This is a genomic window from bacterium (genome assembly GCA_035308905.1).
Lineage (GTDB): Bacteria > Sysuimicrobiota > Sysuimicrobiia > Sysuimicrobiales > Segetimicrobiaceae > DASSJF01.
Map to the genome: position 1 here is coordinate 125,340 of DATGFS010000030.1, position 20,327 is coordinate 145,666.

The 20,327-nt window shown below is 72.4% G+C and carries 16 protein-coding genes and 1 other RNA gene; all 17 read right to left on the minus strand.

The genetic code is table 11. The features are described 5' to 3' along the window. The 17 genes from VKT83_09065 to secD all read right to left on the minus strand — a co-directional run bounded on the left by VKT83_09065 (position 1) and on the right by secD (position 20,291). On the minus strand, positions 1–387 hold the full coding sequence (locus VKT83_09065) for a YtxH domain-containing protein (GenBank protein ID HLY22604.1): 387 nt from the start codon (positions 385–387) through the stop codon (positions 1–3). Further along, positions 371–796: a hypothetical protein gene (locus VKT83_09070; GenBank protein ID HLY22605.1), complete on the minus strand. Its 426-nt coding sequence runs from the start codon at positions 794–796 to the stop codon at positions 371–373. The genes VKT83_09065 and VKT83_09070 overlap by 17 nt, the downstream gene beginning before the upstream one ends. After that, positions 780–1,883, minus strand: coding sequence for a tRNA 2-thiouridine(34) synthase MnmA (gene mnmA, locus VKT83_09075; protein HLY22606.1), 1,104 nt, complete (start codon positions 1,881–1,883; stop codon positions 780–782). The genes VKT83_09070 and mnmA overlap by 17 nt, the downstream gene beginning before the upstream one ends. Positions 1,884–1,886: 3 nt before the next feature. Beyond that, the gene (locus VKT83_09080) at positions 1,887–3,224 is read right to left on the minus strand and encodes a replication-associated recombination protein A (protein HLY22607.1); all 1,338 of its coding nucleotides are present in this window, start codon (positions 3,222–3,224) and stop codon (positions 1,887–1,889) included. 86 nt (positions 3,225–3,310) lie between these two features. Next, positions 3,311–4,534, minus strand: a complete 1,224-nt coding sequence (locus tag VKT83_09085; GenBank protein ID HLY22608.1) for a Glu/Leu/Phe/Val dehydrogenase — start codon at positions 4,532–4,534, stop codon at positions 3,311–3,313. A 167-nt stretch (positions 4,535–4,701) separates the two neighbouring features. After that, positions 4,702–4,889: non-coding RNA, 6S RNA (gene ssrS / locus VKT83_09090), on the minus strand. Between the two features lie 88 nt (positions 4,890–4,977). Further along, entirely contained in the window at positions 4,978–6,783 is a 1,806-nt protein-coding gene (gene aspS, locus VKT83_09095; GenBank protein HLY22609.1) for an aspartate--tRNA ligase, read from the minus strand. Further along, positions 6,780–8,078: a histidine--tRNA ligase gene (gene hisS / locus VKT83_09100; protein HLY22610.1), complete on the minus strand. Its 1,299-nt coding sequence runs from the start codon at positions 8,076–8,078 to the stop codon at positions 6,780–6,782. Before hisS ends, aspS begins: the two co-directional genes overlap by 4 nt. After that, entirely contained in the window at positions 8,068–8,688 is a 621-nt protein-coding gene (locus tag VKT83_09105) for a hypothetical protein (protein ID HLY22611.1), read from the minus strand. The genes hisS and VKT83_09105 overlap by 11 nt, the downstream gene beginning before the upstream one ends. Before the next feature lie 14 nt (positions 8,689–8,702). Next, positions 8,703–9,179 (minus strand): D-aminoacyl-tRNA deacylase, encoded by a 477-nt coding sequence (gene dtd, locus VKT83_09110; GenBank protein HLY22612.1) that lies wholly within the window; start codon positions 9,177–9,179, stop codon positions 8,703–8,705. A gap of 9 nt (positions 9,180–9,188) precedes the next feature. Further along, the gene (locus VKT83_09115; protein HLY22613.1) at positions 9,189–10,388 is read right to left on the minus strand and encodes an aminotransferase class V-fold PLP-dependent enzyme; all 1,200 of its coding nucleotides are present in this window, start codon (positions 10,386–10,388) and stop codon (positions 9,189–9,191) included. Then, positions 10,385–11,587: an aminotransferase class I/II-fold pyridoxal phosphate-dependent enzyme gene (locus VKT83_09120; protein HLY22614.1), complete on the minus strand. Its 1,203-nt coding sequence runs from the start codon at positions 11,585–11,587 to the stop codon at positions 10,385–10,387. The genes VKT83_09115 and VKT83_09120 overlap by 4 nt, the downstream gene beginning before the upstream one ends. Positions 11,588–11,674: 87 nt before the next feature. After that, a complete protein-coding gene (locus VKT83_09125; GenBank protein ID HLY22615.1) occupies positions 11,675–13,885 on the minus strand; it encodes a bifunctional (p)ppGpp synthetase/guanosine-3',5'-bis(diphosphate) 3'-pyrophosphohydrolase in 2,211 nt (736 codons plus the stop codon). Then, on the minus strand, positions 13,882–17,454 hold the full coding sequence (gene recJ / locus VKT83_09130) for a single-stranded-DNA-specific exonuclease RecJ (protein HLY22616.1): 3,573 nt from the start codon (positions 17,452–17,454) through the stop codon (positions 13,882–13,884). The genes VKT83_09125 and recJ overlap by 4 nt, the downstream gene beginning before the upstream one ends. 60 nt (positions 17,455–17,514) lie before the next feature. Then, complete coding sequence (locus VKT83_09135; GenBank protein HLY22617.1) at positions 17,515–17,856, minus strand: LapA family protein; 342 nt, start codon at positions 17,854–17,856, stop codon at positions 17,515–17,517. 10 nt (positions 17,857–17,866) lie between these two features. Continuing rightward, positions 17,867–18,913, minus strand: coding sequence for a protein translocase subunit SecF (gene secF / locus VKT83_09140; GenBank protein ID HLY22618.1), 1,047 nt, complete (start codon positions 18,911–18,913; stop codon positions 17,867–17,869). Then, positions 18,906–20,291 carry a protein translocase subunit SecD gene (gene secD / locus VKT83_09145; protein HLY22619.1) on the minus strand — a complete coding sequence of 462 codons (1,386 nt, stop codon included), beginning with the start codon at positions 20,289–20,291 and terminating at the stop codon, positions 18,906–18,908. The genes secF and secD overlap by 8 nt, the downstream gene beginning before the upstream one ends. Between the last annotated feature and the right edge of the window lie 36 nt (positions 20,292–20,327).

A 20,327-nucleotide genomic window follows, 5' to 3' on the forward strand; every position in this document is an offset into this window, starting at 1 on the left:
TCAGTTCTCCGGTTCGCCAAAGTGTGTTGGCTCCTCCATGCCCCCCGCGGCGCCGCGCCCCGCGTCGAACGCGCGGCGCAGACGGTCGGTCCGTTCCTCAAACGCGGACCGCCCGCGCGACACCGCCTCCCCGGCCGCGTCCCGCGCACGGGACACGAAATCGTCGGCGCCGGTGCGCACGCGGTCGGCGAAATCTCCGGCGGCCTGCCGGGCCTGTTCCGCGACGTCGTCGGCCGTTGTCCTCGCCCGATCGCGGAGCCGCTCGCCCTCGCGCCGGATGCGGTCCCGCGTCTCGCTGCCGGTCTGAGGCGCGAACAGCAGTCCGAGCGCCAGTCCGATCATCCCGCCAATGAAGATCCCGACGGCAAAGTCACGGCGTTCGGTCATGCGTAGCCCTCCTCCTCTCGCGTCGAGGCCATAAGAACTGTATACCCTCGCGCAGCGCGGTAAGTAACCCCGCCGCGCTGGCCACGGACGGGCCCACCACATCCGCCGCCATGTAGCGCATCGCGGCGCCGGCAAGTTCCACGGTCCGCGCGGTCGCCGCGGTCAGACGATCCATGCGTTCGACCGCCTCCGCAAGGCCGCCGATCGCGTCCATCGTCCGCTCCGCCTTGGCCGTCGCCTCGCGCAGCTCCGTGATCAGCGCCGGCAGCGTGCCCTCCACCCGGCTCAGCACCGACTCCGCCCGCGCGGCGGTCCGGCGGAGCTGAACGAGCACCGGCACGGCCGCCAGCAGCGCGACGACGGACGCGACGGCGATGACCGCGAGGCTCAGGTCAGCGATCGACGGCATGAGCGTCTCCGCTGCGCACCTCGTCGATCACCGCCCCGCCGACGACGACGTCCCCCTGGTAGAAGGCGATCGCCTGCCCCGGCGCCGCCGCGCGGGGCGGCTCGAGAAACCGGACCCGCACCCGGTTCCCCGCGGCCGGCTCGATCACGGCCGGGACGTCGGTCCCGCCGTGGCGGATTCGCGCCGTGACGGCGAGCTCCTCGCGAAGGCCGGTGACGGCGATCCAATTGGCGTCGGCCGCGATCAGTTCCTGGCACCGCAGCGCGGCCCCGTCGCCGACCCGCAGCGCGTTGCGCTCCGTGTCGATGGCGACGACATAGCGCGGGCGGCCCCCGGCGGCGCCCAGTCCGCGGCGCTGCCCCACAGTATACCGCGCGACGCCGTGGTGTGCGCCGACCTGCCGCCCCTCGCCGTCGTAGATCGGGCCGGGCCGGACCGCCTGCGGCGCGTACCGCGCCACGACCGCGCCGTGGTCGCCGCCCGGCACAAAGCAGATCTCCTGGCTGTCCGGCTTCTCCGCCACCCCCAGCCCGTACCGGCGCGCGATCGCCCGGATCTCCGGCTTGGTGTAGGCGCCGACCGGAAAGACGACCTGCGCCAGCTGCGCGGGCGGGACGCCCGCGAGCACGTACGACTGATCCTTCCGGCGGTCCACGGCCCGCAGGAGGCGCACCCCGCCGCCGGGGGCGGGTTCCACGCGCGCGTAGTGGCCCGTGGCGAGCCGCTCCATGCCGAGCGCGCGGATTTTGTCCAGCAGCAGCGCGAATTTGATCGCGCGGTTGCAGGCGATGCAAGGGTTCGGCGTGCGGCCGCGCGCGTACTCGCCGGCGAACTCCCGGATCACCGCGCGCTCGAACACGTCGCGGAGGTTGAGGACGTAGTGCCGGATCCCGAGCGTGCGCGCGACGGCCCGCGCGTCGTCGATCGCGCCGAGACCGCAGCACCCCGGCCCGTCGTCGGCCGGCGGCACCCAGTCCGGCCACAGGTTCATCGTGAAGCCGACGACGTCGTGCCCCGCCTCGGCCATGAGGGCCGCAGCCACGGAACTGTCCACCCCGCCGCTCATCGCGACCGCGACGCGCGCCATCGCCTACTCTCCGGCGTACCGCTTCACGCCGGCCCACCACGCCCGAAGGCGGCGGCGGATCTCGTGCTCGGATCCGGCGTCGGTCGGCTCGTAGTAAACGCGGTCCTTGACATTGTCGGGCGCGTACTGCTGCGCCGCGAACGCCCCCGGTTGATCGTGGGGGTAGACGTATCCCCGGCCGCGCCCGAGCCCGCGCGCCCCGCGGGTCGAGGCGTCCCGCAGCGCCTGGGGCACCGGCTGCGCCTCCTCGCGCTCGACGTCCTGCGCGGCCGCGGAGATCGCCCGGATCACCGCGTTGCTTTTCGGAGCCGTCGCGATATAGACCGCCGCCTCGGTCATCGGGATGCGGGCTTCCGGCAGGCCGACCAGGTCGACGGCCTGCGCCGCCGCGACCGCCACCAGCAGCGCCTGCGGGTCCGCGAGCCCGACGTCTTCGGCCGCGTGCACGACCATGCGGCGGGCGATGAACCGCGGATCCTCGCCGCCGGCAAGCATCCGCGCGAGCCAGTACACCGCCGCGTCGGGATCGCCGCCGCGCATGCTCTTGATGAACGCCGAAATCACGTCGTAGTGCTGGTCGCCGCCGCGGTCGTACGGCACCAGGCGGCGCTGCACCGCCTCCTGGACCTCCGCCGCCGTGACGCGCCGCACCCCGTGTGCGTCCGGCGTCGCCGCCATCGCGGCCAGTTCCAGCATGTTGAGCGCGGCCCGCGCATCCCCGTTCGCCGCCCGCGCCAGGTCCGCGACGGCATCGGGCGCCGCCTCGACGTGTTGAGGCGCGAGGCCGCGCGGGTCCGCAAGCGCCCGGCGGATGATCGTCTCGAGGTCGGCGAGCGCGAGCGGCTCGAGGGCGAAGACGCGCGAGCGCGACACGAGCGTCGGGGTCACGTCGATGAACGGGTTGCCGGTCGTCGCGCCGATCAAGATGACGGTGCCGTCCTCGACGTGCGGCAGGAGCACGTCCTGCTGCGCCTTGTTGAACCGATGGATCTCGTCGACGAAGAGGATCGTGCGGACGCCGTGCAGCGCGCGGCGCTCCCGCGCCTCCTCGACGAGGCGACGGATGTCGGCGACGCCGGCCGTGACCGCGTTCACCGGCTCGAAGTGGGCCCGCGTCGCCGCGGCGATGACGCGCGCGAGCGATGTCTTGCCCGTCCCGGGCGGCCCATAGAGAATCGCCGAGGTCAGGGTGTCGGTCTCGATGGCGCGGCGCAGGAGATGTCCGGGGCCGAGGAGATGGGCCTGCCCCACGAGCTCCTCGAGCGCCCGCGGCCGCATGCGCGCGGCCAGCGGCGCTGTGCGCGCGATCTCGTCGCGCCGGCTCTGCTCGAACAACTCCATGACATTATCATGGGGCCCGGCGGGCGACGGTGTCAAGAAAGCCGGCCCGGCCGCGGCCCCGCTCCCGGGTCGGAGGGCCGCCGGCGCTACGGATAGATGCCGCGCTGCTCGAGGGCCGCCGCGACCCGGCGCACGGCGACGAGCAGCGCCGCGGTTCGCAGCGACACCCGTTCGACGGCGGCCACCGACGCGACCCGCGCCACGCCGTCGACCATGATCCGCGTGAGGTGCGCGTTGATCTCCGCTTCGCTCCAAAAGTACGCCTGCAGATCCTGCACCCACTCGAAGTACGAGACCACCACGCCGCCGGCGTTGGCGAGGATGTCCGGCACGACCAGGATGCCGCGCTCCTCGAGAATCGCGTCGGCGTCGGGCGTGGTCGGACCGTTCGCCCCCTCGACGACGATCTGCGCGTTGACACGCGCGGCGTTGCGCGCGGTGATCTGACCTTCGATCGCGGCGGGGACCAGAAAGTCGCAGGGCAGCTCGAGCAGTTCGGCGTTGGTCACCGCCTCACCGCCCGCGAACCCTTCGACGCGCCGGGTCGCGGCCACGTGGCGCCGCAGCGCGTCGAGGTCAAGGCCGCGGGAATTGTAGAGACCCCCGAACGCGTCGCTCACGCCCACGATCCGGCAGCCTTCGGCCGCCATGAGGACCGCGGCGGTCGCCCCGACGTTGCCGAAGCCCTGCACCACCACGCGGGCGCCGGCGAAGGGGACGCCGCGCATCCGCGCCGCCTCCCGTGCCGCGATCATGACGCCGCGGCCCGTCGCGTCCTGCCGGCCGGCCGACCCGCCGATCGTGAGCGGCTTCCCCGTGACGACGGACGGGACCGAATACCCCTCGTGCATGCTGTAGGTGTCCATGAACCACGCCATGACCTGGCTGTTGGTGCCGACGTCCGGCGCCGGGATGTCGATGCGCGCTCCGATCATCGGGCGCAGCTCCGTCGCGAACCGTCGGGTCAGCCGCTCCAGCTCCGGCACGGAGAGCGCCCCGGGATCGCACGCCACCCCGCCCTTTGCGCCGCCGTACGGCAAGTGCGCGAGCGCGCACTTCCAGGTCATCCACATCCCGAGCGCGCGCACCTCGTTGATCCAGACCTGCGGGCTGAAGCGGAGGCCGCCCTTGGTTGGACCGAGGGCGGTGCTGTGCAGGACGCGGTAGCCGGTGTACACGCGCGTGCTCCCGTCGTCCATCGCCACCGGAAAATTGACGGTGAACTCGCGCTCCGGATGTTCGAGCACGTCCCGCACCGCCGGCGTGAGCGTGGTCCGGTCGGCCGCGACGCGGAACTGCCGCAGCGCCATCTCCCAGGGGTCGTCGTGAACGGCCGGCGCCGCCTGTGCATCCCGCGGGCCGGTCCCCAAAGAAGGCGGCACGGCGGCCTCGTCCCGCGGAGACGGGGTCTGGGCGCCGTTCATCGGTTGACGGGTCCGGCTGTGCATCGGTTGATGAAAGGAGTACCGAGAGGCAAGCGGCTCCTGCGATACCGCCGGCCGCGGTCCCCGAACCTGTCGCTCACAGGTGGGTGCCCTCCCGAGCGGATCCGACTAGCCCCACGAGCCGGCCCTACGGGGCCGTGCCGTCACCGTCCGGAGCCGGGCTCCCTACGTCTTGCTGTTGGTCGGGACCACGTATACCTAGCGCGTATCACAGGAGCCGTTATGATGATACCACCAACGCCCACCGCGCTCAACACACGGGCCTTCCGCCGGCGTCCGGCGCACCCGCCGCCGGTTTCGCGGGATGATCACCGGCGGATTTCGATATGCGCCTCGGCGAGAGCCGCCGGATCCACCTCGGAGGGCGCGCCGGTCATCAGGTCGGTCGCGCTCTGCGTCTTTGGGAACGCGATGACCTCGCGGATCGAACTCTCGCCGGCGAGCACCATGACGAAGCGGTCGAATCCGAAGGCGATGCCGCCGTGCGGGGGCGCCCCATAGCGGAACGCGTCGAGGAGGAAGCCGAAGCGCTCGCGCGCGGCCTCCGGCGAGATGCCGAGCAGCGCGAACATCCGCTGCTGCAGCTCCCGCCGGTGGATCCGGATGCTGCCGCCGCCGAGCTCCACGCCGTTGAGGACGAGATCGTAGGCCTTCGCGCGGACGCGCAGCGGCTCGCGCTCGAGCAGCGGCAGATCTTCGTCCAGCGGTGACGTGAACGGATGGTGCACGGCCGCGAATCCGCCCTCGGCCGACCGCTCCAGCAGCGGGAAATCGACCACCCACTCGAAGACGAATCCGTCGCGGACGAGGTTGAGCCGGCGCCCCAGTTCGAGGCGCACCCGGCCCATCGCCGGCGCGACGGTTTCCGCGGGCCCCGCGGCCACCAGCAGCAGATCGCCGCTGCCGGCGCCGCAGCGCGTGCGCAGCGCGGCCAGGGTCTCCGCCGACAAATGCCGCGCGAGCGGCCCCCGCGCGCCGCCGGCGTCGAGGTGCACGGGGACGAGGCCCGCGGCCCCCGCGGCCTTGGCGATCTCCTCGAGTTCGGCGACCTCACGCCGGCTGTAGCCGCCGGCCATGGGCGCGCAGAGGGCGCGTACGACGCCGCCCGAGGCGACCGCCCCGCTGAAGACCCGGAACGCGCTGTCCGCGAACAGGTCGCCGCAGTCCGCGATCTCGAGGTCGAAACGCAGGTCGGGTTTGTCGCTGCCGTAGCGCCGCATCGCGTCCGCGTAGGTGAGGCGGGGAAACGGCCGCCCGACCTCGACGCCGAGCGCCTCGTGCACGGCGTACGCCACCATCTCCTCCGCGAGCGCCTGCACGTCGTCGGGGCCGACAAACGACATCTCGATGTCGATCTGCGTGAACTCGGGCGCCCGGTCGGCCCGCAGATCCTCATCCCGGAAGCAGCGGACGATCTGGAAGTACCGGTCCGTCCCCGCGACCATCAGCAGCTGCTTGAACAGCTGTGGCGACTGCGGCAGCACGTAGAATTTGCCGGGATGCACGCGGCTCGGCACGAGAAAGTCGCGCGCGCCTTCCGGCGTGCTCTTGATGAGCATCGGCGTCTCGATCTCGAGAAAATCCCGGCCGCTCAGATGATCGCGGACGGCCTTCGCCAGCCGGTGGCGGAGCGCCAGGTTCGCCTGCATCTTCGGACGGCGCAGGTCGAGGTAGCGGGACCTGAGACGCACCGTCTCGTCGACCTCGACGTCCGCGTCGATCGGAAACGGCGGCGTGTCGGCGGGGTTCAGCACCCGCACCTCGCGGGCGCGCACCTCGACGGCGCCGGTCGCGACGCGCGGGTTCTCGGTCCCGGCGGGGCGTGATGCGACCACGCCGCGCACCGCCAGCACGTACTCGCTGCGCACCGCCCCGGCCACGGCCGCGGCGCCGGCGGCCTCCTGTGGGTTGCAGACGATCTGCGTCACGCCGGTGCGGTCCCGCAGGTCGATGAAGATCAGCCCGCCGAGGTCGCGCCGGCCCTGCACCCAGCCCATCAACGTGACGTCGCGGCCGATGTCGCCGGTCCGAAGGCTGCCGTTGGTGTGGGTGCGGCGCCAGTCGCCGAGTTCGCTGCTGCCGGCGGACGGCGTGCGGTCTCGCTCGTCGATCATCTCGCCACACCCGCCCCGTCCGGTCTGGGACCGCCCGCGGAGCGGATCCGCGCCGGGACGTCGTCGGTGACGCGTTCGAGCGGCACCTCCACCTGCGCGCCGGTCGCCATCTCGCGCAGGATGGCCACGCCGCGGTTGACCTCATCCTCGCCGAGCAGCAGCACCCAGGCGGCGCCGGCGCGGTCGGCCTGGCGCATCTGGCTCCGCAGCGCGCGCCCCATGACGTCCGTCATGACGCTGAGGCCCCGCGTGCGCAGGCGGTCGGCGATCGCCAGCGCATGCGGGGAGCCGGTCCCCGCGGTGGCGACGAACACGTCGATCCCCCGCTCCGCGGGCACCGCGGCGCCGCCCGCCTCCAACACGATCAGCAGGCGCTCGATGCCCATGCCGAATCCCACGCCCGGCGTCGGCGGTCCCCCCATCTGCTCCGCGAGACCGTCGTACCGGCCGCCGCCGAACACGGCGTTCTGCGCGCCGAGCCCCCCGGAGACGGCTTCGAACGCGGTTCGCGCGTAGTAGTTGAGCCCGCGGACGATGAGCGGGTCGACGGTGTACGCGATCCCCATCGCGTCGAGGTGCGCGCGCACGCCCGCGAAGTGCTGCCGGCACGGGTCGCACAGGTAGTCGAGGATCCGCGGCGCGCCCGCCGCCACCTCGCGGTCGTGCTCCCGCTTGCAGTCCAGCAGGCGCATCGGCGCGGTCTCGAACCGCCGGCGGCAATCGTCGCACAATTCCGGAAGCCGCGGCGCGTAATAGGCCCGCAGCACCTCTTCGTAATGGGGCCGGCAGACGGCGTCGCCCACGCTGGAGAGGCGGACGTCCACGTCGCGAAGACCGAGGGTCTCAACAAGCCGCACGGCCAGGCTCAGCACCTCCGCGTCCGCCCCGGGTTCGGCGCTGCCGATCACCTCCGCGCCGAACTGCGTGTGCTGGCGGTACCGGCCGGCCTGCGGACGGTCGTAGCGGAAGATCGGGCAGATGTAGTAGACGCGCACGGGCGGGGTCGCGGCCAGGTTGTGTTCGAGCACGGCCCGGACGACCGGCGCTGTGCCTTCGGCGCGCAGCGTCACGCTGCGGCCCCCGCGGTCTGCAAACGTGTACATCTCCTTGTCGACGATGTCCGTGCCGGCGCCGACCCCGCGCTGAAAAACCTCCGTGTGCTCGACGACCGGCGTTCGAATCTCGCGGCAGCCGTACCGCCGGGCCAGATCCCGCATCCGGGCTTCCACCCACTGCCACCGGCCGGTGGCGTCGGGCAGAATGTCCTGCATGCCGCGCGGGGCTCTAATCTCCATGTCCCGCTCCCCGGCGCGCCGCCCATGCCGAGCCCACGGCGCCGCCGACCGCGACCGCGGCAAAGAATCCGTTGGCCTCGGGCCGGTCCAGCACATAGCTGAGGGCGACGATCGTGTGATGCGCGCGCATCCACGCGACGGCCACCACCGCCGCGGCGATCGGCACCGCCGCCCGGCGGAGCCAGGCCGCCCCGGCAAGACGCGCGGCGACGATCAGCCATCCGGCCGCCACCGCGCCGCTGAACGCGATGATGAGGGCTTCGGGCGCCGTGCGTCCCAGCCAGACCTGGGGGTCTCGCGGCAGCTGCCGGACCCCGACCAGGAGCGCCGTGCCGAAGACCGCGAGGGCGAGCACGGATCCGGCCGCGGCGCCGGCCGCGGTCCACGCCCAGGCCGCCGGCGCGCGCCTGCCGAACGCGGCGACGGCGATGCCCTGGATCACGATCGGCGCGAGCAGCAGCGCCGGGATCAACACCCAGGTGACGGCATCCCATGAGGCGCGCGGGAACAGCTCGAGGAGGACGCGCAGCACTCCCACGCGGGCGGCCGCGGCGAGCGCCCACACGGCGGTCCCGCCGATCGCGAGGCCCGCGCCTATCAGTTCCCACACCGTCGGAGCGTCCTTCACCGCGACCGGTTCCCCGTCTCCAGCATCAACGTCACCGGGCCGTCGTTGTGGATCTCGACCAGCATGCGCGTCCGAAAGCGGCCCGGCACGACCCGGACGCCGGCCGCTTCCAATGTTTCGTTGAACAGCCGGTACAGGGGCTCGGCCTGGTCGGGCGGCGCCGCCTCGACGAAGCTCGGCCGCCGGCCGCCGGTCGTATCGCCGTACAGCGTGAACTGCGGAATGCTCAGCACCTCGCCGCCGACGTCCGTCACCGAGCGGTTGAGCCGGCCGGCCTCGTCATCGAACACGCGCAGCGTCGCGACGCGCCCCGCGAGCGCCCGCGCCTCCTCCGGAGTGTCGGTCCGGCTCACGCCGAGGAGGACGGCAAACCCCTGCGCGATCCGCCCCACCGGTTCTCCGGGGGCCCCGGACCCGCCGCCGTCGACCACGTACACGGCGGCCCGCCGCACACGTTGGACCAGTGCCCGCATGCCGGTGACCTACGTGAGATGTCGCCGCAGCGCCGCGAGGGCGCGTTCCAGATCCTCGGCGCTATTATAGAAGTAGGGAGAGAGCCGGATCACGCCCGGACGCGCGTCCACGATCACCCGGTCGCCGCGCAGGGCGGAGACCGCGGCGGGAGGATCGGCCACCGGCACGGTGAGGATCCCGGCCAGGTCCTGCACGGTGCCGCGCATTCGGGGGGCCGCGCCGATCTCGCGGAGACCGCCGGCCAGATCGGCCAGCAGCTCCACCTGCCGCGCCCGGAGGCGCCCCGGGCCGATCTCATGCACGTACTCGAGGCCGGCCCGCGCCGCGTAGATCGCGGCGACGGACGGCGTGCCGGCCTGGAATCGCCGCGCGTCGTCCGCGTATTCGAACCGCCGCGTGTCGAACGCGAACTGCCGGCCGTGCGCAAACCATCCGACGACCGACGGCGCCAGCGCCTTGATCAAATCCTGCCGCACGTACAGGTACGCGATGCCCGGTCCGCCGAGCAGCCACTTGAGGCCGCCGCTGACGAGAAAGTCCACGCCGAGCGCGCGCACGTCGACCGGCAGCTGGCCCACCGACTGGTACGCGTCGACGAGGAGCCGCGCGCCGCGCGCATGCGCGAGCCGGGCGAGCGCGGCCACGTCCTGGATCTCGCCGCTCTGGAAATAGACGTGCGAGGCGACGACGAGCTGCGTTCGCTCGTCGATCAGCCGCTCGAAGGTTTCCACGGGCACGGACAGTCCGTCGGGGCTCGATGCGTAGACGACCTCGACGCCGCGGCGCGCGAGCCACTGATACGGCACCGTCGGAAAGTCGATGTCGGAAACGATCACCCGCGGTCGCGCGCCGTAGTCGAAGCAGCTCGCCACCGCGGTGATGGCCCCGGTGATCGAAGGCGCGAGCGCCACCTCCGCCGCCTCCGCGCCGATCACGCCGGCGAACGACGCCCGCAGCGCGTCGAGCTCCTCCCACCACGGACCGTACCAGGCCGAGGCGCCCCACGCGTCCCACAGGTCCAGAAACCGGCCGACCGCGGCCCGGACCCGCGCGCCGAGTGCGCCGAGCGAGCAGGTGTTGAGGTACGTCGCGCGCTCGAAGATCGGAAACTCCGCGCGGTACGCCGCCCAGGAGGCGGCCGGCCCGGGCGGCGGAGCCGCCGGGGCCGGCGCCCGGGACATCTGGCGCGGCGAGGCGCCGTCGCTCACGCTCCGGCTCCGCCCCCGCCGTCGGCCGGCACGGCGGCGCGCGGACGGAGCGCGCCGAGGCGGCGCCGGACCTCCGCGAACGTCTCGTCGCGCTTCGGGAAGGCGAACCGCACGTAGCGCCGCCCCGCCGCCGGGTCGTGGAAGAACGAGTACCCGGGGACCGGCGCCACGCCGACCTGCTCGATCAGGTATTTGGTGAACGCCTCGTCGCTCTCGAAGCCGAACGCCGTGATGTCGCACATGATGTAATACGCGCCGCCCGGAACCAGGCACTCGAACCCGGCCTCCCGCAGAATCTCCAGCAGCGCGTCCCGTTTGCGCTGGTACATCGCCGCGAGCTCCGCGTAGTACGTGCGCGGGAATCCGAGAGCCGTCACCGCCGCCTCCTGCAGCGGCGCGGCCGCGCCGACCGTCAGGAAATCGTGGACCTTGCGGATCCCGTCCGTAATGTTCGGCGGCGCGATCGTCCAGCCGATGCGCCAGCCGGTCACGCTGTAGCTCTTGGAGATGCTGTTCACGACCACGGTGCGCTCGCGCATCCCGGGCAGCGCCGCCAGGCTGACGTGCCGCCCGCCGTCGTAGATGATGTGCTCGTACACCTCGTCGGTGAACGCCAGCAGATTGTGCCGCTGGCAGAGGTCCGCGACGCCCTCCAGCTCCTCGCGCGTGAACACCTTGCCGGTCGGGTTGTGGGGCGTGTTCAGGATGATCGCCTTGGTGTAGGGGGTGATCGCCGCCTTGACGTCGTCGAGATCGATCGGGAAGCCGGGGGCGAGGCGGATCGGCACGAACTTCGGGACCGCGCCGGACAGCTTCGCATCCGGGCCGTAGTTTTCGTAGAACGGCTCGAACACGATCACCTCGTCGCCGGGATTGATGGTGGCGAGCATGGTCGCCATCATTGCCTCCGTGGCGCCGCACGTCACCGTGATGTGGCGGTCGGGCTCGACCTCGAGCCCGTTGAACCACCGCACCTTCTCCGCGATCGCCTGCCGGAGGCGCGGGGCCCCCCAGGTGACGGCGTACTGGTTGTGCCCGTCCGCGAGCGCCTGCGCGCCCGCGGCCAGCAGATCCGCCGGCGCCGGGAAGTCCGGGAAGCCCTGGGCCAGGTTGATCGCGCCGTGCTCCATCGCGAGCCGCGTCATCTCACGGATCACGGATTCGGTGAAGACCCCGACGCGTGCGGCGGTTAAGATCATTTCGTCCCCCTCTCGGATCCCCGTCCAGCGCTTTGGCTACGGTTCCACGCTGTGCGCATCCCCCCTTCCCGCCCGCTCCGGGGATGCCTAGTGCGGCACCACGCGCTCGACGCTCAGCACGTCCTTGACCTGGCCGATCCGCTGCATCACCGCGGTCAGCTGGCTGACGTTGCGGATGTCCATTACGATGCCGGTGATGGCCACCTTGTCCTTGCGCACGCGCGAGTTGATCGACACGACGTTCGTCTTGTGCTCGGCGATCGCGGTGAGGATGTCCTTGAGCAGCCCCACGCGGTCCGCGGCTTCGACCTCGATCGCGACGTGGTACGTCCCGTCGGACGTCGGCTCCCACTCCACGTCGAGGATCCGCTCGGGGTGGGCGCGGAGGAACGGCAGGTTCGGGCAGTCGGCGCGGTGGATCGTCACGCCGCGGCCCTGCGTCGTGTACCCGACGACGCGGTCGCCCGGCAGCGGGCTGCAGCACCGCGCAAAACGCATCAGCACGTTGTCGACGCCGATCACGCGGATGCCGGTGGCCGCCCCCGCCGGCGGCGGCGGCGCGGGCACCGGCGGCGCCTCGGGCGCCTCCTCCTCCGCCGGCGCGCCCCGCAGCGCCTGGACCACTTGAAGGAGCGACACGTCGCCGTTGCCGACCGCGGCGAGCAGTTCCTGGTCGTCGGGAAGCCCGAAGCGTCCCGCCACGTCTCGCAGCGCGTCCGGCTTGGCCAGGCCGACGCCGCCCCCGCCCCGGCGCAGTTCTTTCTCGAGCAGCTCCCGTCCGCGGACGATGTTCTCATCGCGGCGCTCGCGCTTGAACCACTGGCGGATCTTCGTGCGCGCGTTCGTCGTCTGGACGAAAGCGAGCCAGTCGCGGCTCGGTCCCGCGGCGGTCTTGCTCGTGACCACCTCCACGATGTCGCCGGACTGGAGGCGCTGGCTGAGGGGCACGAGCCGGCCGTTGACCTTGGCCCCGGTCGTCCGGTAGCCGATGTCGGTGTGGATGCGGAAGGCGAAGTCCACGGGCGTCGCGCCGGCCGGCAGGTCGATCACGTCGCCCATCGGCGTGAACACGAAGACCTCGTTCTGGAACAGGTCGATCTTCACCGAGTGCATGAACTCGCGGGCGTCCTGCATCTCCTGGTGCCACTCCAGCAGCTGGCGAAGCCAGGAGAGCTTCTGCGCGAACGCCCCCTCCGCGCGCCCGCCGCCTTCCTTGTACCGCCAGTGGGCGGCGATGCCGTGCTCGGCGTCGCGATGCATCTGCGGGGTGCGGATCTGGATCTCGAGCGGCTGGCCCTCGCAGATCACCGCGGTGTGCAGGGACTGATAGCCGCTCGTCTTGGGGTTGGCGATGTAGTCGTCCACCTCGCCGGGAATCGGCTTCCACATCGAGTGCACGATCCCAAGGGTCTCGTAGCACTCGCGGATGTCGTTGACCACTACGCGCACGCCGATGCGGTCGTAGATGCGTCCGACGCCCTGCCCCTGATACTTCGGACGCTGCATCTTCTGGTAGATGCTGTAGACGTGCTTCGGGCGCGCGCTCAGGCTGGCGCGGTCGAGCCGGATCCCCGCGCGGGTCAGCTCCTGGTACAGCGTGTCGAGGACGCGCGCGAGCATCGCCTCCTGCGCGTGGCTGGTCCGGTCGATGTCCCCGCTGATCGACCCGTAGGCCTCCGGCTCGAGGATGCGGAACGAGAGGTCCTCGAGCTCGCGCTGGATCGTGCCGATGCCGAGACGCTCGGTGAGCGGCGCGTAGATGTCGAGCGTCTCCCGCGCCGTGCGCTTCTGCTTCCACTCCGGGAGGTGCTCGAGCGTGCGCATGTTGTGCACCCGGTCGGCGAGCTTGATGAGGATGATCCGGATATCGCTCGCCATCGCCAGAAACATCTTGCGGAGGTTCTCCGCCTGGCGCTCCTCGCGGCTCTTCCACTCGATCCGGCCGAGCTTGGTGACGCCGTCGACGAGGCTCGCGATCTCCGGACCGAACGCCTCCCGGACGTCGTCGATCGATCGCGCCGTGTCCTCGGGAACATCGTGCAGCAGCGCCGCGGCGATCGTGGCCGTGTCGAGCCTGAGGCCCACGAGTATGGAGGCGACCGCGACGCTGTGGCTGACGAACGGCTCGCCGGAGGCGCGGGTCTGGCCGGCGTGGGCGTCCTGGGCGTAGTGGTACGCGCGCAGGATGAGGTCCTGGTCGCCGCGCGGAATCGTCTCGCGCACGCGGCGCAGCAGATCCGCGACGTCCGCCGGCAGCGGGCTCTCGCGGGTGTCCGGCCGGACCGGGACTCCGCTCATAGGCTGCGCTCGACCTCCGACGGCAGGACGCCGAGCATCCACGCCGCGCCGGCCTCGAACGCTTCGCGGGCGCGGCGGCCCTCGCGGTGGCGCAGCGAGGCCGCGAGGTCCCGGCGCCCTGCGCCGGCGCTCAACTGGATCTGCGATCCGTCCGGCACGGTCTCGCGCGTGGCGAGTCCGGCCTCGACGAAGACGTCGCACGCCGCCTCCACGGTGGCGCGGTTGAGCCCGGGCACGGCCGCGCTGAGGCGCGCCCACGCGTCGTCGGCCGGCCACAAAAACGGCCGCTCCCCGCGCCACTCGCGCAGGGCGCGGTAGACGGCGACGAGCGTCTCGCGCCCGGGCGCCTGGACGTCGAGCGCGCGGCGGTAGCGGTCCCGGTCGTCCGCGCCGGCGGCGAGCGTGATCGTCACCGGCCGGCGGCCGGCGAGCGCGGCGCCGCAGGCGGCCAGACACCAATCGAGATCGGGCGCGAGGGCGCCCACGATGAGATGCTGCACGTCCGGCGGGAGCGCTTCTTCGTCGAGGGCCACCGTGGTCACCAGCACGTCGAGCCGTCCCTCGCGGAAGGCCTGCGTGACGATCTCGCGCAGCCGGAACGGCAGGCCGCCGTGCAGATATGCGATGCCTCCGGAAGCCGGCGCGGCGGCCGCCTGATGGTCGCGCGCGAGGGCGGCCAGCCCGACCGCGGCCGCGCGCGGCGCGACGATCGCCACCGTCTTCTCCCCGCGGGCGAGCGCCTGCTCCAGAATCGGCCACAGCGCCCCGGGCCCCCCGTCTCCGCGACGGTCGACAATCGTCAGCGGCGCCCGGGGCGCCTGCTCGTGCACGATCGCCGTTGCCGGGCACACGCGTGCGATGCCGCGGCAGAGCGTGCCGCTGCCCACGGCAAACACGGCCGCGCCGGCGAAGTCCGACACGGCCGCCCGCCAGTCCGGGGCGGTGCCGCCGTCCACCACGACCGTCCCGACGCGAGGGGCAAACGCCGACACGCGGCCGGGTTCTCGCAGCACCTCCGTGGTGGCGACGAGCACGTCGACCGCGCCGCGCCGCAGCATCTCGTCGAGCCGGTCCCGCGCCGTCAGCGGCAGAAGCCCGTGCGCGGTCTCGACGCAGACGCCGAGCGGCCGAAGGCGCGAGGCCAGCTGCCCGGCCCGATGCACGGCGTGGCTCTTGGTGGGGACGACCACGAGCGCGCCGCGGCCGCCCGCGGCGGTCAGCGCGGCGGCCCCGGCGATCGCGGTGGCCCGGCCGCGTCCCGGCGGCACCATGAGCGCCACCCGTCCTCCGCCGGCGAGCAGATCGAGCGCTTCGGCCAGCCCGGTCCGAAACGGCCGGCCGCCGTTCAAGTAAATAGGAAGCCGCGCGAGTGCGTCCCGTACGCCTCCCGCCCGCCATCCGCGGACCGCCGCTCCCGGGCGCGAATCGGCCGCCCCGGCCGGCGCCGGCGGGGCGAGCTCCTCCGGCGCGCGCTCGACGAACAGGTTGACGCCGGCCGCGCGCTCGCCGCCGCCGGTCACGCCGGCGACGGACGCGACGTAGCGCACCCCGGCATCCATGAGCGGCGCGAGACGTCCGGCAAGCCGCGCGTTGAGGTATCCGACCGCGCCGCCGTCCTCGGTGCAGACCTGCACCGCGTGCGGATCGTGGGGGTTCGCGGGTTCCCGGCGCAGCCGCACGCGGTCGCCCGCCCGCAGCGCCGCCACCACGGCCGGCCGGTCGCCGAACGTGACGCCGACGGCCTTGGTGTAGAACGCGGCCGCGTCTTCCACCGCCTCGTACCCGGCTTCACCGAGAAAGTCGTCCGCGCGCCGGAACAGGCGGTCCACGACGAGACCGGTATCGCGCAGCACGGCGTCCAAGTCGATCCCGGGGACGTCGAGCGCGCGCAGGCGGAGACGCACGCGCTCGCCTGAGGGGGCCCCCCGGTCGATTTCCGGCGTGAACGCAAGGTCGACGGCCGCGCCGGTCAGGGTAAGCACGTCGATCCATCCCGCCATGGAGAACCCGATCGCATCGACAAACGTCGTCCCGTCCGTCACGCCGATTCCGAGGTGCGCCCCGTCGCCGACGAGCCGGCGTGTGAGGGGGCGGACGTCACGCACACCGAGCACCGGGCTCGGATTGCCGAGACCAAACGGCGCCAGCCGGCCGAGCTCGGCGACGAGCGCCGGCGTCACGTCACCGAGCGTCACCTCCGCGTCGACCTGCACGCGCTCCGCGGGCCGGCCGGCCAGCGCCCCGGCGGCGCGCTCCGCGAAGCAGACGCGGAACGCGGGGATCGCGCCGGCCTCGATCGACAGCCCGGCGGCCATGGCGTGTCCGCCGAAGGCCACAAGGTGCTCGCCGCAGGCGGCCATGGCGCGCACGAGATCGAAGCCGGCCACGCTGCGCGCAGACCCGCGGCCGCCCGTTCCTGACAGGGCGATCGCCACCGCGGGGCGCCGGTACGCTTCGACGAGGCGTCCCGCGACCAATCCGACGACGCCGGGATGCCATCCCTCGCCCCCGACGACGATGCCCGCCGGCACACCCTCCGACCGGGCCGCGCTCTCGACCTGGGCGACCGCGTCCGTCAGCACCTGGTCGAGGATCATCTGCCGCTCGCGATTCGCGTCGTCGAGCGCGTGTGCCAGCGCACGCGCCTCCGCGGGATCGTCCGTCAGCAGAAGCTCGAGCGACGGGGTGGGGTCCCCGAGGCGGCCCGGCGCGTTGAGGCGCGGGGCGAGCTGCCATCCGATGTGCCAGGCGTCCACCGGGCCCGCGATCGCCGCCTCCTCGAGCAGCGCCCGTACGCCGAGGGGAGGCTCCGTCCGCATCTGGTGAAGTCCCGCGGCGACGAGCCGGCGGTTGTCGCCGGTGAGCGGCACGACGTCGGCCACCGTTCCGAGCGCGGCGAGCGCCACAAGCCCGGCCGGCATCGCCGGCGCGCAGCCGAGCTCACGACGCAGTGCCCACGCGAAGAGAAACGCGAGGCCGGCCGCGCACGGCGCCGCGTCCTCGTCTCCGCGCACGCCCGGTTCGACAACGGCCGCGGCCGGCCGTTCCGGCGCCGGTTCGTGATGGTCGAGGACGACGACCTCGAGACCGAGCGCGCGCGCCCGGCCGACGGCGTCCACCGCGGTGATGCCGCAGTCGGCGGCGATCAGCAGTCCCGCGCCTTCGGCCGCGAGCGCTTCGACCGCCGGCACCCCGAGGCCGTAGCCGTCCCGGATCCGGTGCGGCAGGCGCGCACAAGGCGAAGCGCCGAGCGCCCGCAGGGTGCGCACGAGGATCGCCGTCGCGGTAATCCCGTCCACATCGTAGTCGCCGTGGATCGCGATCGGCCGGCCGGACCGGACGGCGCCGGCCACCAACGCGACCGCCCCTTCCATCCCGGGGATTCGTGACGGATCGCCGAGATCGTCGAGGCACGGCGACAGAAACGCCCGCGCCGCCTCGAGCGTGGTCACGCCGCGGCGCCGCAGGAGCCCGGCGACCAGGGGAGACACCCCGAGGGCGCGTGCGAACTCCGCGGCACCCGCGTCCGCGGGCGCGACGTCCCACGCCGGCCGGTCGAGAACAGCCATTATCCAACTATTATAGCGCGTTCGGGAAAATCGTCGCCGGTCAGGACAGGGCCCGGTCTCCTACCAGAGACGGCGCGTTTGACCGAGGTCGGACGATGTGTGCGAGGCGGGCGGAGCGGTCGCCGGCGGGACGTCGGGCGCGACGGGGGCCACGGCCGCTTGATGGGCCGCAAGCCGGCGCTCCAGATCGCGCAGGCGGCCGGCCAGATGGGCGTGCCGGGCCATCGACGGCAGGAACGTCAGCAGTGCCCCGAGGATGCCCGCGCCGACGATCGCGAGCGCCAGCGACCCGGTGTAGATCGGCCACTGCCAGAACATCACGGTGACGGGGGTGGTGTTGCTGAGCGCGAACACCGTGGCCGCGAGGCAGACGAGGATGAGCAGAACCGCGGCGCTCCGCATCCGGGGTCCTCTAGCGGCGGCGCCGGCGCCGCCGGCGCGACGTCACGGCGCGCGCGGCGCCGGGTACCACCGCGGGCGCCTCGTCGGGCGTGCCCGCGCCGTCCGCGGCGGCCCGAACCTCGCGCGGCGTCTCGACCCGCTGCGGCCCGCGTCCGGGAGCCGCGGGAGCCCGCCGCTCGCCCCAGTTGTGCCAGTCGACCAGAATGCAGCTCGCGTTGAAGATCGAGGAGTAGCCGCCGGTGACGATGCTCACGACCAGGCCGAAGGCGACGTCGCGGATCGTTTCCCCGCCGAAGACGTAGACCGCGCCGATCGCCAGCACGGCCGTCATCGCGGTGTTGATCGACCGCACCAGCGCCTCGAGAACGCTGCGGTTGACGAGGTGCTCGAACGGCTCGCGCGTCCGCATGCCGAGGTTCTCGCGAATCCGGTCGAAAATGACGATCGTGTCGTTGATCGAGTAGCCGGCCACGGTCAGCAGCACGGCCAGGAACGACGAGTTGACCTCCCGCTGCGTCAGCGCGAACGCGCCGATGACGACCAGGAGGTCGTGGAGCAGCGCGATGTCCGCCGCGATCGCGAACCGCACCGAACGGAACCGGATCGAGATGAAGATGACCTGCAGCACGAGGCCGATCGCGACGCCGAGGATGGCGACGTTGCGCAGTTCGGCGCCGATCTCGGGGCCGACGGTATCCTCCCGCAGCATCGCCGTCGACGGCCACCGCGTCTTCGCCGCGTCGACGATGTCGTTCATCTGCGATTGCGACAGCGGGCGGGTGCGGATGAACACCTCGGTGTCGCCGGACTTCTGGATGACCGCGTCGCCGAGCCCGAACCGGTCGAGCACCGATCGGACGTCCCCCACCGTGAACGGCTGGGTGATCCGCAGCTCGAGCGAGTTGCCGCCGGTGAAATCGACGCCCCAGTTGAGGGCGTGCCCGTCGTGCACGTGGTGGGCGTAGAGCGCGATCAGCCCGGGGAGGATGACGGCGAGCGACAGGGCGTACCACCAGCGCCGCCGGCCGATGATGTCGAAGGCGCGCACGTTACTCACCGGCCCCGCCCCCGGATCCCCCGGCGGCCACGACCGACGGCTCCCGCGACCGGCCGGTCCATGCCAGCGACTGAATGTAGCGCGCCAGGCTCGTCTCCAGGATGAGATCGACGAAGACGCGCGTCACGACGATCGCGGTGAAGATGCTGGTGAGAATGCCGAGGATCAGCGTCACGGCGAAGCCGCGCACCGGGCCGGTGCCCAGCCACAAGAGGACCGCCGCGCCGATCAGCGTCGTCGTGTTCGAGTCGAAAATCGTGACCACCGCGCGGTTCCATCCCGTCGACACGGAGGCGCGGAGCGTCTTGTGGCCGCGCAGCTCTTCCTTGACCTTTTCGAAGATGATGACGTTCGCGTCGACCGCGACGCCGAGCGACAGGATGAACCCCGCGATGCCCGGCAGCGTGAGCGTGGCGCCGAGTGCCGTCAGCAGCGCGAACAGGATCAGCGTGTAGACGACGAGGGCCAGGTCGGCGAGGATGCCGGCGAGCCGGTAGTACAGCAGCATGAAGAGCCCGACCATGACGATCGCGACGTAGCCGGCGTGCACGCTGCGGTCGATCGAGTCGCGCCCGAGCAGCGGGCCGACGGTCCGGTTCTCCACCACGTGCACGGGCAGCGGCAGCGCGCCGCCGCGCAGCAGCACGGCGAGTTCGCGCGCGGACTCGAGCGTAAACCCGCCTTCGATCACGCCCTTTCCGCCGGGGATCGGGGACTGAATCACCGGCGAGCTGATGACGACGTTGTCGAGCACGATCGTGAGGTACTTGCCGACGTTCTTCGTCGTGTAGTCTTCGAACGTTTTGGCGGCGGAGCTCTTGAACGTAAATCCGACCTGGGGGCGCCCGAACTGGTCGAACTGGACCTGCGCGTCGCTGAGGTCGGCGCCGGTGAGGATCACCTTCTTCGGGACGTGCTGGGTCGTCTTATCCGGGAGCACCGAGGTGTCGACGCCCTGCCACGTGGTCCCCGCCGGCAGCGAGACCGGACCGGTGTCGACGAACTCCAGCAGCGCGGTCTTGCCGATGAGGTCGATGGCGCGCTGCGGATTTTGAATGCCGGGCAGCTCGACGAGGATGCGGTTCGGGCCCTGGCGGGTGATCGCGGGCTCGGCGAGGCCGAGCTGGTCGACGCGGTTGCGAATGATGCGCAGCACGCCGTCCATCGCATCGTTCGTGACCTGCGTCTGCGCGGTCGGCTCGGCCTGCAGCACGATGTGGCTCCCGCCCTGCAGGTCGAGCCCGAGGTTCAGGTGCGGCCGCGGCGTCTGCAGCATCGGTGTCGCGCCGACGAGGCGAACCGGTTGAAACGCGACGAAGAACGCAGCCAGCGCGATCAGCACGACGCCCAAGAGCCTGACCGGATTGCCGAGCTTCACCCTGTGAGACCCCTCGAGAGCGTGATCGAAGCCGTC